14 protein-coding genes and 1 pseudogene are annotated in these 13,231 nt (G+C 47.0%); all 15 read right to left on the minus strand.

The features are described 5' to 3' along the window. Positions 1-1,897 (minus strand): ATP-dependent helicase HrpB (gene hrpB / locus AB4Z17_RS30660; protein WP_441964067.1); only part of this gene is annotated, 1,897 nt, incomplete at its 3' end. 27 nt (positions 1,898-1,924) lie between these two features. After that, entirely contained in the window at positions 1,925-2,749 is an 825-nt protein-coding gene (locus AB4Z17_RS30665; RefSeq protein ID WP_441964069.1) for a hypothetical protein, read from the minus strand. Positions 2,750-2,771: 22 nt separating this feature from the next. Further along, positions 2,772-3,722 carry a magnesium/cobalt transporter CorA gene (corA, locus tag AB4Z17_RS30670; RefSeq protein WP_441964071.1) on the minus strand — a complete coding sequence of 317 codons (951 nt, stop codon included), beginning with the start codon at positions 3,720-3,722 and terminating at the stop codon, positions 2,772-2,774. A gap of 177 nt (positions 3,723-3,899) precedes the next feature. Continuing rightward, positions 3,900-4,058, minus strand: a complete 159-nt coding sequence (locus AB4Z17_RS30675; RefSeq protein WP_430054793.1) for a hypothetical protein — start codon at positions 4,056-4,058, stop codon at positions 3,900-3,902. A gap of 63 nt (positions 4,059-4,121) precedes the next feature. After that, on the minus strand, positions 4,122-4,565 hold the full coding sequence (locus AB4Z17_RS30680) for a GNAT family N-acetyltransferase (protein WP_441964073.1): 444 nt from the start codon (positions 4,563-4,565) through the stop codon (positions 4,122-4,124). Positions 4,566-4,609: 44 nt separating this feature from the next. After that, positions 4,610-5,323 (minus strand): adenosylcobinamide amidohydrolase, encoded by a 714-nt coding sequence (locus AB4Z17_RS30685; protein ID WP_441964075.1) that lies wholly within the window; start codon positions 5,321-5,323, stop codon positions 4,610-4,612. Between the two features lie 86 nt (positions 5,324-5,409). Then, positions 5,410-6,510, minus strand: a complete 1,101-nt coding sequence (cobD, locus tag AB4Z17_RS30690) for a threonine-phosphate decarboxylase CobD (RefSeq protein WP_441964076.1) — start codon at positions 6,508-6,510, stop codon at positions 5,410-5,412. 21 nt (positions 6,511-6,531) lie between these two features. Then, on the minus strand, positions 6,532-6,696 hold the full coding sequence (locus AB4Z17_RS30695; protein WP_441964078.1) for an adenosylcobinamide-GDP ribazoletransferase: 165 nt from the start codon (positions 6,694-6,696) through the stop codon (positions 6,532-6,534). An 8-nt stretch (positions 6,697-6,704) separates the two neighbouring features. Continuing rightward, complete coding sequence (locus AB4Z17_RS30700; protein WP_441964080.1) at positions 6,705-7,052, minus strand: adenosylcobinamide-GDP ribazoletransferase; 348 nt, start codon at positions 7,050-7,052, stop codon at positions 6,705-6,707. Continuing rightward, a pseudogene (gene cbiB, locus AB4Z17_RS30705) lies at positions 7,034-7,995 on the minus strand (adenosylcobinamide-phosphate synthase CbiB). Before cbiB ends, AB4Z17_RS30700 begins: the two are co-directional and overlap by 19 nt. Continuing rightward, entirely contained in the window at positions 7,992-8,582 is a 591-nt protein-coding gene (cobU, locus tag AB4Z17_RS30710) for a bifunctional adenosylcobinamide kinase/adenosylcobinamide-phosphate guanylyltransferase (RefSeq protein ID WP_441884668.1), read from the minus strand. The pseudogene cbiB and the gene cobU overlap by 4 nt, the downstream one beginning before the upstream one ends. A gap of 10 nt (positions 8,583-8,592) precedes the next feature. Beyond that, on the minus strand, positions 8,593-9,669 hold the full coding sequence (gene cobT / locus AB4Z17_RS30715; protein WP_441964082.1) for a nicotinate-nucleotide--dimethylbenzimidazole phosphoribosyltransferase: 1,077 nt from the start codon (positions 9,667-9,669) through the stop codon (positions 8,593-8,595). Between the two features lie 26 nt (positions 9,670-9,695). Next, positions 9,696-10,478 carry a heme ABC transporter ATP-binding protein gene (locus AB4Z17_RS30720; protein WP_441964084.1) on the minus strand — a complete coding sequence of 261 codons (783 nt, stop codon included), beginning with the start codon at positions 10,476-10,478 and terminating at the stop codon, positions 9,696-9,698. Next, complete coding sequence (locus tag AB4Z17_RS30725) at positions 10,475-11,512, minus strand: FecCD family ABC transporter permease (protein ID WP_076269388.1); 1,038 nt, start codon at positions 11,510-11,512, stop codon at positions 10,475-10,477. Before AB4Z17_RS30725 ends, AB4Z17_RS30720 begins: the two co-directional genes overlap by 4 nt. Positions 11,513-11,514: 2 nt before the next feature. Further along, complete coding sequence (locus AB4Z17_RS30730; RefSeq protein ID WP_441964086.1) at positions 11,515-12,507, minus strand: ABC transporter substrate-binding protein; 993 nt, start codon at positions 12,505-12,507, stop codon at positions 11,515-11,517. Positions 12,508-13,231: the final 724 nt, after the last annotated feature.

A 13,231-nucleotide genomic window follows, 5' to 3' on the forward strand; every position in this document is an offset into this window, starting at 1 on the left:
TCACAATACTGCCAAGTCGCAATCGTTTCCTTGCACGAACAGCTTGTGCAGCAGCATCCCACTCTACGACCTCTTCAGCTGTTATATAGCCACTTAGATAATGCTCGATATCGCTTAGATGAAGTTCAGCCGCTAACCGTATCCGGCTTTCGGAGCCTGTATCATCGAGCTCGCAAGCAGCAAGATAAGCTGAACGCGATAGCGGCTGAAGTTCAGGCAATACAGCTCCTCTGCCGTTAGCTAATAAGTATCGGCCATCGCTGCGCCTTTGAGCGATTCGGTCCGGATACGCAAATGCCAGCAAAATGCCAATCGGAATAGGCGACTTGTGCTGAGCTTTCTTCTCAGAAGCTGTCTCGGCAGCGGTTTGCGCTGACAATTTCCGCTCCCATTGATCCGCTTGCGCGATAATTCGCCGTACTGCGCCTCTGCTGGGATGCTCGGAGCTGCCGCCCATCAGCAGTTTGCCATCTTTTCCGGACTGCTGATATAACAAATCCAACCGTAACTGCACATCTACATTGCGCTCCTGTGGAAGTAAATCACGTTCGCTTAGCAAAGCTGCTGCATCACATGCGAGTCGTGCAGAACCTAGCTCTGAAGCCTGCAAAATCATGGAACCGAGCCGCGGATGCAAACCTAACTGTGCCATTTTCACTCCCGCGGCTGTTGGTTTACYGTCACCGTCTATTGCGTTTAGTTCTTTCAGCAAAGCAACCGCTTGCTCATAAGCAGCTGCAGGCGGCGGCGTCAACCAATTAAGCTCCAGCGGATCTTTTATTCCCCAAATGGCTAGCTCAAGGGCAAGGGCAGCAAGATCTGCCTCAAGCAGCTCGGGTGTACTCTGTTTCGGCAAATAAACATGCTCTTGCTCTGTCCATAACCGATAACAAGCACCTTTAGCCAACCGTCCAGCTCTCCCTCGGCGCTGATTCGCGGAAGCGATCGAAACCGGCAATGTTTCCAGCCGAGTCATGCCTGTTCTTGGAGAAAACCGGGGAACTCGCATTAAGCCGCTGTCTACCACAACCTTAACTCCTTCAACGGTCAGACTTGATTCTGCAATGGAAGTCGCAAGCACAACCTTGCGTTCGCCCTCAGCACATGGAGCAACAGCCGCATCTTGTTTCTCGAGCGGCAAGCTGCCATGCAGCTCCTCTACTCGAGCAAATGAAGATACGCCGCTCTCCATTAACCATCTGGCTGTGCGGCGTATCTCTGCAACACCTGGCAAAAACGCTAATACATCTCCATCAAACGAACGGAGCGCTTCCATAATCGTTCGTGCCATGTGGGGCTCTATAGGTCCCGTAAGCTTTGCTCTCATGTATTGTGTCTCAACAGGGAAAATACGGCCTTCACTGCTAATAATTGGTGCACCCTCAAGCAGCTCGGCAATCGGCTCTGCATCCAGCGTTGCTGACATAATAACGAGGCGTAAATCATCTCTCAGCAATTGCTGTGATTGCAAGCAAAGCGTTAAGCCAAGATCGCCATGCAAGTGCCGTTCATGGAATTCATCGAACAAGATCGCCCCAACCTGCTCGAGTGCGGGGTCCTCCTGCAGCATGCGCGTTAATACACCTTCGGTCACCACTTCAATGCGTGTTTGCGAACTAACCCGAGAATCTAGTCTCACCCGGTAACCAACCGTTTCACCAGCCTGCTCGCCAAGTGATTTTGCCATAAACTGAGCGGCTGAACGTGCGGCGAGTCTGCGCGGCTCAAGCATTATTATTTTTTTGCTTCCCAGCCATGGCTGATCAAGCAGCGCAAGAGGAACTCGTGTTGTCTTTCCGGCCCCCGGCTCTGCGATCAGCACCGCATTCACACCGCTTTGCAGAGCCAATAGCAGTTCCGGCAATACCTGATCAATCGGCAATTGCTGTTGATTCATGCTGATTGCTCCTTATCTTATCTCAACTCATTTTACGATCCGAATCATTTGTACAACCGGTCTGTTATCTCCAGGCAACGATGCCTTGCTGCCAAAAAGCTGGGACGACCCGTCACCATCTAGAAATATGCCGTCAACCAGCTTTCCATCACCAACGGTTGATATAATCGCTTCTCTAAATACGGCAAGCGAGTTTTTCGTTTCGCTAACAATTAAATATAATGCCCCTGCTTGATCGTACACCGCTGCCGATCGCAAGCGATTGTCATCTGGGAACGGCGCATTCTCCTTAACCGACTGCTGGGTCCAATGCGCATCATCGCCTAAGCTCATGCTAATGCCGCCTTGTGCCCAGAAACGTGTGTGATCCTTCACTTTTATCTCGGACGCTTGGCTTGCAACCTGAACGCTTAATGAATCAGAAGCGCCATCCCAGACGAGTGTGCCTCGCGCATATTTTACGTTTTCGCTACCCGTTCCGAAATTGCCAATTTCCTTATTAACCGGAATACTATTTACGACTCCGATGCTTAACAGCTGATTGCCATAAAAAAATCCACCGTTAATTCCGACCTTCCCTGTAAGCGTAACATTCGTATTGATTGTTTCCAGCGTGACATAGGCGGGCTTTGTTTGCAGTACGTGCAGCTTTACTCCGCTAGGCGATGTCTCTGAAAAATAGGAGTAATGCAACGCTTGCTCAGACTTTGAGAGATTAACCGCATTGCGATTTCCGAGTGAAATAATCATCAAATAAAGCATGACCACGAGTACAAGCATAATGCCTGCCATAATGCCGACTATGGTGAACAGCCGCTTTTTGCTCATCCGAGCAGGTTCTTTCATTTCCATTGCTCTCCAAGCTCCTTAACTTTCATTTAAACCAACCTTTGCTTCGGAACCAAGCATACATGCCAAGCCCGATGACGAGCATAATCGTTATGACAGCAAAATAACCCCACGTCCACTCCAGTTCAGGCATATTACGAAAGTTCATGCCATAAATGCCAGCCAAAAAAGTGAGCGGCATGAAGATCGTCGTGATAACGGTAAGAGTTTTCATAATGGAGTTCATCCGATTGGAGTTAAAGGAAATGAAGCTGTCACGAAGATCTGCCGTCATCTCTCGACTTGAATCCATCATTTCAGTCAATTTGAGCAAATGATCATAAATATCATGATAAAAGGCCATATAAGGCTTCAGCCCGTCAATGCGATCGGAATTCGTTATACGATACAATAAATCACGCATGGGGACAATCGTTTTGCGCAAACGCAGCAGCCTAGAACGTATGTTGAATATATCGCTCATAGCCGTTTGACTTTGTTCGTCGCCGCTTCCGATTTCCATGTCAAGAAGCTGGTCTTCCAGCTCATGAACCGCAGGAAAATATTGATCAACCAGCTTGTCTATTACGAGATATGCCGCATATAGCTGGCCTTTCTCGCCGATCTTCGTGCTAGATAATAGCTTAGTTTGAGCTTCCTCAATCTCTGGTGATCGCTCATAATGAAACGTAACAATAAACGATGGACCGATGAACATATTGATTTCATTTACGGTCAACGTCTTACGCTCAATTTCGTGCAGCACAAAAAAATGAATATCGTCGTAATGATCTACTTTCGGCCGCTGAAGCAAATGGTAGCAATCCTCGATAGCGAGCGGATGAAAATGAAAAAAGGTATCGAGCAGTCTGCACTCCTCTTCCTTCGGGTTACTAAAGTCGACCCAATACCAGTCAAGCTCAGGCGAGTTTAGATCTTCTATCGTTAAATCAGTTAACCATTGCTTTTGTTTTGTATAGCCTACTATTTTAATCAAAAGATGTTCCTCCGTTCTAAGCGGCACACGATCGATCTTATGACCGATTGTTCAACTTTATCATTTTACACGATTTCACAATCGCTGTAATGTTACTCCGCTATTTTATTCCGCTGCTTCTTTTATATTTATCGATGAGCATTCCCTCTAATTGGCGCCTTGCTTCCAAATTTAAGTCTAGATTGCGGATAAATGCTCAAACCATTCGTATTCTTTTGCCCATTTTCGCAGCTTTCTCTCGTACTTTGTCTGTTTGAGCTTCTCCCATTTCCCGTTTCCATCCGCTATAAATAAATCGGCAATAAACTCAAAGACAATTTCAATTAACATCCCCATTGTTATCTTGTCTCCCGGCATGGCGTAGTCGGTAGTCGGTAAAAGTCAAAGCAGTACGCTGCTTCATTGTTTAAGCTGCATGTTCGTATAATAGGGTTCAAAGCCACAACTCGTCCAAAATTGCTGCCCGCGCGGATTTGAGGCCAACACATCAATCGTCACTTTGGCACCGCTAGGAAATGAGTCGCGGACTAATTGTTTTAATACTGCGCTTCCATAACCATGGCTCCGTTGCTGTCGAGCGATGTAGTACTGTCTGAGATAAACATTTGACTCTTCTGGATAAAAAACATCTGCGCTGATTTGATATACCGCATAACCTAAAATAGCAGAATCCTTCTCAAACAATGAAATCTCCCAATCGCTTGACAGCCACCCAAGAAATCTGTCCTCAAGCTGCGCGAGAGTCATTGGATTACGGCTGCCTTCATCCTCGATAAGCTCTTTGTTCATTTGAGAGAGAAGCTTAAGATCATCGATCGTCGCTTTCCGTATCCAAAATTCCAATTCGCAAACCTCCATTTAGTCATTATAGCGAAGGTCATTAATCCTTAGTCATCATGCTGCGTTCGTGCTGCTTCTAACACGGTCTCATAGACCGCTTCTCCAATCGCGCACCCAATTGTCGTAGCTGCACCAGCATACGCATGTACCGCATTCCAGCTTGCTGCTTGACTAACCGCTATGACAATTGCGTCCGTTGTCGTCCCCGTAGCTGATTGTCCTGTTTCCATCTCAACTATGCCTAAATGCTGTAATGCTGCTGTTTTCGCTTCAGTTGCTGTTATGACCGCATTCACCATTGCTGATTCAGTCATTTGACCATCGATTAAAATAACAATATTGATCGTTCCCGGAGAATAAGCAGAGAAGGTACTTCGCGGCATACCAGATCTTGCTGCATTTCGTGTGCCTACCGTCGTACAGCAGACAAGCTTAAACCGATCGCCTTCCATTTCAGTGATTGATGCATGTGTCAGCTTCGCTGCTGTTAATAATCCTACTGTAGCTTCTGGTTCGCAGCCCCATTCCGTACATTGATTAATGATGTCGAGGACAGGATCTTCACATTGATAAGTAAGCGGAACTTTCCAATTCACAATACGATTCGTATAAGAAAAGCCGCCCGGATGAATTGCGCTGCTTAGCGCATACAAAGAAACATTGCTGCTTGCTTCAATGCGGTCCTCAAGGAGCTGCAAGCTTACGCCGCACCATAGCTGTGATTGATAATAATACTGGTCTTTGCGAAAGGGCTGTGTCACTGCTTTCCCTCCTTTTGCTGTCACAGAAGCTTATACATGAGTTTAATTTGTAATGGGTAGGAAATTTGCAATTCGTTCAAATCCCCTTATCCGCCTTGGTTTTCATTCCATTGCAAGCAATGCTTAAAAGCAGCGATCAGCTGTTCATTTTGCTGCCGAAGTTTAATGGCAACCCGGATATACGTATGATCAAGCCCTGCAAATCTCGATGCATCGCGAATAAGCACCCCCTGCTTGCCCATCTCGARCTGAAGCATGCTGGCACTGAGACCCGCATCGCTTGGAATCCGAATGAGCAAATAATTGGCCGCACTTGGGTTAACTTCAAAGCCGATTGCTTCAAGCTCAGACATGAGCCAAGGTCTTTCCTGCTCTAACCAAGCAAGTGTACGCTCTGCATAATCCTTCTCATCCAGCACCGCTTCGCCAATCAGCTGCGCTAAAGAATTAACGCTCCATGGTATTTGCAAGCGTCGCAAGCCGCTTATCGTTCTAGGCATGCCAACGATGTATCCAAGTCGAATGCCGGGTATCGCATAAAATTTTGTCATTGAGCGGATGACGAACAACCGTTCATGCTTAGTTGCTTCTTGAACAAGACTGTACCGTGCTTCATCAGGCACAAAATCCATAAACGCCTCGTCAACTACGACGTAGGCTCCTTTACTTAAGAGTGCACGTATAAGCTCTGGATCTACGAGCTGACCCGTCGGATTGTTTGGCGAACCGAGCATAACTAATGATCCTGTGGCAGCCGCTTCGCATATATGCTCGGAATCGAGGCTAAGCTTAAATTGCATGTGAGATGATAATTTAATTTCATACACAGCTCCGCCAATTTTCCGAATGGCATCGCCATATTCATCAAAGCACGGAATGGCAAGCGTCGTTAACTTTGGTTGCAGCGTACGGACGATTAGATCGATTAGTTCTGCCGCTCCATTTCCTACTACAATGGATTGAGCATCAATATTATGTAGTTCAGCAAGCTTCTTTCTTAGGCCGCGAACGGCTGGATCAGGATATTGCTCTATCATATCTGCATAGGCAAGAAGCGCTTGTTTAACGCTTAATGGCGCTCCTAGCGGATTCATGTTCGAGCTGAAATCAATAAATTTATGCGCAGGTATATCGAACGCTTCTTCCGCGGTCCGCAAATCGCCGCCATGTCCATATCTTTCTAACATTTTACAAAAACAACTCCTTTTCTATTGCGCATATAACCAGATGACCGCCACAAGCAGCAATAACGCTTCAATCGCTTCGTTCATCGCACCATATGTATCCCCAGTTAATCCGTCAAGCTTCCGATTTAACCATGCCGCTATAAAACCACCGCAGCAAATCGTTAAGATGCCGATAATAAGCAGCATTATTAATGCTACGTTTGTACCGGTGCCGGCGATCCAAAAAGTAAGGACAGAAAGCGGTGACTCAGCACGCCGTCTGCTGTATCCATCCAACCGTCCAAATGCAGCCCCCCGCTCAATGCAGTCCATATCGCAAGAATCAGTACAGCACTTGGCCAAGCAGGGACAAACAATGCTAGCAGCCACGTACATGCAAGGAGACAGATACCGATAAACGCACCAGCTACAGGGAAATAGACGACACTTCGCGAGAGAACAGATCCTTGGAAAGGAACCGTGATGGGTACTGGAAAACGAGTTAGAAATTGAAAAGCAGCAATAAGTGCTTGGAAATGCAGCTTTAATTCACGACGAACCATACGGCGATCACCCCCGCAAATAATATAAAACTAACGTTGTAAAGTAATCGCACGCTTAGTACAATATCGTTTGGTTCCAGTTGGCGAGTTGGCCATCCCATCCTTGCTCGTTCACTGATTACACCAAAATACGAATTCAAACCGCCGAGCTCAATGCCTAGCGCCCCTGCAACCGCTGATTCCGGTATGCCGCTATTTGGACTAGGATGAAGATGTGCAAAAGTGCGAATGGCAAGCCACGCCTGCTTCGCCTTCATTCTCTGATCAAACAGCGAAGACAGCGTAAGCAAAACGCCAGTTATTCTTGCAGGGATATAATTTAACACATCATCCGTCCGTGCCGAGCACCAGCCAAAATACTTATATTTTTCATTGCGATATCCGACCATGGAGTCCAGCGTATTCGTTGCACGGTAGAGCATTGCAAGCGGTGCGCCTCCAATTAAAGCGAACAACAACGGTGACACGAGCGCATCTACCGTATTTTCAGCAACCGTCTCAATTGCAGCGCGCGATGCCTCCCGCTCATCCAGCTTTGCAGTATCTCGGCCTACGATATAACCAACATATTTACGTGCTTCATCTAATCTGCCTTCCACTAATGGATGATAAACGAGCATGGCTGCTTCCTTTAAGCCCTTCACCGCTAGTGTTGTGGAAATAAACCATGCGCTCACCGCATAGCCTAGCCAAGTATGTATAGCATCTGCCGCCCAAATAATGAACCAACGAGTGTGACAACGGTCAACACTACACCTAAACCTCTTACAGCAGCCGGGTGTTCCTTTAATCGTTCAGGAGCAAGCAAACGTTCCAACAGTCGAATGAGCCTGCCTATCCATATGACGGGATGAGTTGGCCATTTCGGATCACCAACGATCCAATCTATTGCAATGGCTGCCGCTGCGAGGAGCAGGAGCTCCTTGATTGAATAAATCATCATAATTGATCCCAGTTAAACGCTTGTGATTTCAATTCAACTGGAATGCCTGCGGTGACGAGAAAAACCCGCTCGCATATCGCAGCAATCTGTTGGTTGAACCTCCCCGCCTCGTCTCGAAAAAGCCTGCCTAGAGGATATGCCGGAACAATACCATCTCCTACCTCATTGGTTACAATGATTAATGGGTATGGATAGTTGTTAATAGCTTCGAGAAGTTTCTGCTGCTCCATTTTCAGCCTCGTATCTTCATACGATTCTTGTTCTATTCGCATAAGCCAATTCGTCAGCCATAACGTTAAGCAATCGAGCAATACGACAGCAGGCTGCTGTCCGTTTGAAATTTCTTTATCGATTTGCTCTTTCAATCTGTAAAGCTCATTTGCTGCTTCATGCGGATCTTCGATGGTCTGCCAGCGGAAGCCTGCATCTTCACGATCCTTGCGATGTTTTCCTATTCGCTCGCGCATCTCCGTATCATACGGCTGACAAGTCGCAATATAAAATCCACGGGCTGCAACCCTCATCGCATACTGCTCGGCAAATCCGCTCTTCCCGCTTCTTGCTCCGCCCGTTACTAGAATTGCCATTCACGCTCACCTAACCTTTGGATACGCCTGCACTCTCAAATGTTGCCATTTCATTCATGAGATGGAGCGCAGCGTCTATAAAATGAAAACATAATACAGCTCCAGTGCCTTCGCCAAGCCGCATCTCCAGCTGCATCATCGGAAGTAAGCCAATTGATTCAAGCAGCTTCAAATGGCCTTGCTCTTGAGAGAGGTGAGAAGCAATCATAAAGGGAAGCGTCTGCTCCGCTATCCGTGATGCGACAAGCGCCGCAGCAGATGAAATATAACCGTCGATGACGACTGGGCAGCCGTTTGCTGCAGCTCCGATAATAACGCCAACAAGTCCTGCAATTTCTGCACCGCCAACCTTAGCCAGCACATCGATTGGATCGACACTAGCGCGGTCCAACTCGTTGACAGCAATTGCGCGTTTGACTACCTGCACTTTATTTGTCCAGCTTTCATCATTTATGCCAGTTCCTCGGCCAACTGATTCCTCAGGAGATAGACCCGTCAATACAGTCGTTAACGCCGCACTGGCTGTCGTATTGCCAATACCCATTTCGCCTGTTGCAAACAAACGGCAGCCGCGCTGCACCTGCTCGTTAACCACATCAATGCCAACAATAATAGCTTGGACGGCCTCTTCGCGAGTCATCGCTGGCTGCTTGGCCATATTGGCCGTCCCCCGCACCACTTTACGGCTTACTAGCTGCTCATGCTCCAAATCCGCATTTACACCGATATCCACACAAACAACATCTGCGCCAGCTTGCCTTGCCAGCACATTGACTGCTGCTCCTCCGCTGAGAAAGTTTAGCACCATTTGTGGTGTCACCGCTTGTGGAAACGCACTGACTCCTTCATCGCATACACCATGATCACCCGCCATGACAATAACGGCTTTATGTGACAAATCCGGCCACAGCTCGCCTGAAATGCCGGCAAGCTGCCTGGCGATTGTCTCTAGCTTGCCGAGGCTGCCTGGCGGTTTCGTCAATGAAGCAGAATGCTTCACAGCTAATTCTGCTGCCTCTTCATTATATGGTTTGATTTGTTTGATCGTCTCTGCAAGCTGAGTTTCCAATGCATGTTTCAATTTCATAACTCCTTCAAGCGTATTTTAAGCTTTTATATATTCATATCCGGTTGGAGCAATATTTGCGGAGCACCCGTAACAGGATGGGCGATCACAGTTGTATCCGCCTGATAAACCTGCTTGATAAGACCTGCAGTTATGACCGCCCGGGGTGTTCCAGCTGCTGCAACTTTGCCTTCATGAAGAACGACAAGCTCATCGCAATATAGCGAAGCCAAATTAAGATCATGCAGAACGGCAATAACGGTCAGTTCACGTTCACGCTGCCAAGCACGTACCGTATCCAAAAGCTGAATTTGGTAACCAATGTCCAAATAAGTCGTCGGCTCGTCCAATAATATAATAGATGGCTCCTGCGCCATAACCTTTGCCAATGCAACACGTTGACGTTCACCGCCGCTTAGTTGATCCATTTTGCGATGCGATAGCTCTTCGAGTCCCATGGTCATTATCGCTTTATCAATAATTTCCTCTGAATCATGTTTATCGCTGCCAAGCCAGTTTTGGAAAGGGTATCTTCCCATGCTAACAACCTCACGCACAGAGAATCCTACCTGAGGCAAACCGCTTTGCTGCAAAACCGCCATCATTTGTGCGATTCGCTTTCTTGGATATGCGGAGATGCTCTGCCCCTCGAATAAAACTTCACCTTCCACCGGCTGTTCAACGCCTGAYAATACATGCAGCAGCGTTGATTTGCCGACACCATTAGGTCCAATAACACCGTACATCCGCCCTTTTTGAAATGAGCAGGAAAGCTTATTGAGCACAGTCCTCCCTTGCACCGTCTGAACGATGCTGCGCACCTCAATCATAACGCTCCTCCTTGCTTCAGCTTCCGTCGATGCAGCAAATACGCAAAAAATGGCGCACCAAGCAAAGCCGTAACAACGCCAAGCGGTATTTCCTTAGGCGTCAGCGCCATGCGCGCAAGCGTATCCGCCCATAAAATAAATATGCCTCCGCCGATAGCCGATAAAGGGGTAATTAATCGATAGTCGGGGCCAACGAGCAAACGAATGAGATGTGGAACCACGAGTCCAACAAAACCAATTACACCAGAAACAGAGACTGCTGCTGCCGTCAGCAAGGTCGAGCTGATTAAGACGATCAGCTTCGTTCTCTCGACATGGATGCCAAGATGCGCTGCATGGCGTTCCCCCAGTACAAATAAATTGAGGGATTGCCCATATGCAAGCAGAAGTGGAAAGCCTACCGCGAGAAAAGGTATAAGCATATATACATGTTCCCAGCTTCTCATCGCAAGCGATCCCATTAACCAGAACAAAATTTGATTCACGACGCCCTCAGAAACCGACACCATGAAGGATACAAAAGCGCCTAAAAAGGACTGGATGATAACCCCTGATAAAATAAGCGTTTCAATATGTATAACACCCTTGTTGCGAGACAACCAAAAAACACCAAGCAGTGTCAAGGTTCCTGTAGCAAAAGCAACTAGCGGTATCGTCCACATGCCAATCGCTGACTGCAAGCCGAATAAGATAATGAACGATGCACCAACTGAGCTCCCCGAAGATACTCCTAGAGTATAGGGATCAGCCAGCGGGTTTCGAAGAACCCCTTGAAAGCCCGTGCCAGCAAGTGCGAGACAAGCACCAACGAGGACAGCAAGCAAAATACGCGATAGACGTACTTGCGTGACGATCGCTATTTCGGCAGGTGTATAAGGGACTGAGTTGTCGGCAAGCCAAGGCAGCTGATGAAGCAAAATACCCCAAACATCTCGTATGGAAATACCAGCCGAGCCAATCGACAAACTTACAACGATAGAAACAGCAAGAAGGAGCATAGCTGCTCCTCCATACCAAACTAATTTATAGGTCATCATTATTTTACGAGATCCGGGTGAATCACTTTCGCAAGCTCCAGCAAACCATCTGCAAGTCTCGGCCCTACACGAACAAGCGGGTCCTCCGTTACTGCATGCATTTGCTTATTTTTCACCGCATCAATGACATTCCAGCCTGGACGGCTCTCAATGCCAACAACAATCGGATTCGGCTCCTCCTTCAATGCAGGGTATACAATAAGCTCGGGATTCTGAGTAACAATCGACTCCGCACTCACCTCATACCAGCCTGGAGCAGCTCCAGCAACATTCTCGCCGCCAGCMAGTGCCAGCAACTCGTCAAGGAATGTGCCAGATCCAACGGTCCAGCCTGGGGAAAATTCTAAATACACTTTCTTTTTCACTGCACTCTTAACTGCATCCGAAACTTGTTGCTTCACTGAAAGCATGTGGCCTGCAACCTCAGCCGCTTCGGATTGTTTATTCATAATATGACCTAAATTTTCGATTTTGGCAATAACTGCATCATACGTGAGAGGGTCTGTCGCATAGACCGGAATTTTCAGTTCTCTGAGCTTCGTGATTGCCTCTCCGTTCATTGAAGAAGAAGCCAGTACGAGATCCGGATTGAGAGCTGCAACAGCTTCAATATTCGTCGTCATATCGCCAACCTTTGCCTTGCTTGCCGCCTCCTCAGGATAGTTGCTTGATTCATCAACACCTACAACGCGGTCACCTGAGCCGATTGCATAAATAGCTTCGGTTTCACTAGGAGCAAGCGAGACAATTTTAGTTGGCTCTTGCTCAAACGTAATTTCCGTACCTGTATCATCCTTTAATGTTAGTGGATAAACGGTCGATTCATTCGCCTTGGATGGCTCGTTAGTTGCAGCCTGACCAGCATTGTTCGTTGTTTTTCCCGGCTCGTTGACTGTGTCCTTATTTGTACCGCATGCTCCTGTGAATACAAGCATCATCACGAGCAGCAAACCTACTAGCGTTTTCATTGTACTTTTATGTAACCTTTTCATTTTCCTTACTCCTCCTGCGTCATATATCGTATTAAAAATAGCATCCCCGACCTTGAGTCAGAAATGCTAGTATACGCTTTTTCTAATTAGGCTAAGCGAACAGCTTCTCCAACAATATCGGATCATGCAGGTGAAGATATGGAGCATCTATCCCCGTCCATCATCTATAAAATGATCCGTTGTTACTATACAACGTCTTGTTCTATTTGTCTAATGACATCCATGCCATACTCATCGTAATTATCGACGTTCTGCTTCACTCATTTGCAGCATAGGTAACGTAATGGGTCTATTTCTTAGCGCGCGTTTTTTAACCATGATGAGTGCGATTAGCCTTGACCTTAACTGAGCAGCAAGATGTAACTTTCAAGAATCGGAGCTTTTCGCAATAGTCACTTCAGACCTCCTAACGGACATACATTCCGCTATTTTCAAGAATTGGGCTCATATTTGAGTCTAACGGACATAGGATCCGCTATTTGGTCAAAAGCGAGCTAAAAACTAACTYRTGRAGCCAAATAAGGGCTTCTATGTCCGTTACGGTTGCGAAAACAGCGAAAATGAGCACAATAGTGTATCTGATGTCCGTTAGCTTTTCGCAATAGTCACTTCAGACCTCCTAACGGACATACATTCCGCTATTTTCAAGAATTGGGCTCATATTTGAGTCTAACGGACATAGGATCCGCTATTTGGTCAAAAGCGAGCTAAAAACTAACTTATG

The organism is Paenibacillus sp. TAF43_2 (genome assembly GCF_052113545.1).
Classification (GTDB): Bacteria; Bacillota; Bacilli; order Paenibacillales; family Paenibacillaceae; genus Pristimantibacillus.

What these genes read in the sequence shown, in the direction of transcription:
- cobU (WP_441884668.1), bottom strand. Translation starts at nt 8,582, where the DNA reads ATGGCAATTCTAGTAACGGGCGGAGCAAGAAGCGGGAAGAGCGGATTT.
- AB4Z17_RS30695 (WP_441964078.1), bottom strand. Translation starts at nt 6,696, where the DNA reads ATGCTGCTTATTATCGGCATCTTAACGATTTGCTGCGGTGGTTTTATA.
- AB4Z17_RS30665 (WP_441964069.1), bottom strand. Translation starts at nt 2,749, where the DNA reads ATGGAAATGAAAGAACCTGCTCGGATGAGCAAAAAGCGGCTGTTCACC.
- AB4Z17_RS30675 (WP_430054793.1), bottom strand. Translation starts at nt 4,058, where the DNA reads ATGGGGATGTTAATTGAAATTGTCTTTGAGTTTATTGCCGATTTATTT.
- AB4Z17_RS30725 (WP_076269388.1), bottom strand. Translation starts at nt 11,512, where the DNA reads ATGACCTATAAATTAGTTTGGTATGGAGGAGCAGCTATGCTCCTTCTT.
- AB4Z17_RS30700 (WP_441964080.1), bottom strand. Translation starts at nt 7,052, where the DNA reads ATGGTTCGTCGTGAATTAAAGCTGCATTTCCAAGCACTTATTGCTGCT.
- cobT (WP_441964082.1), bottom strand. Translation starts at nt 9,669, where the DNA reads ATGAAATTGAAACATGCATTGGAAACTCAGCTTGCAGAGACGATCAAA.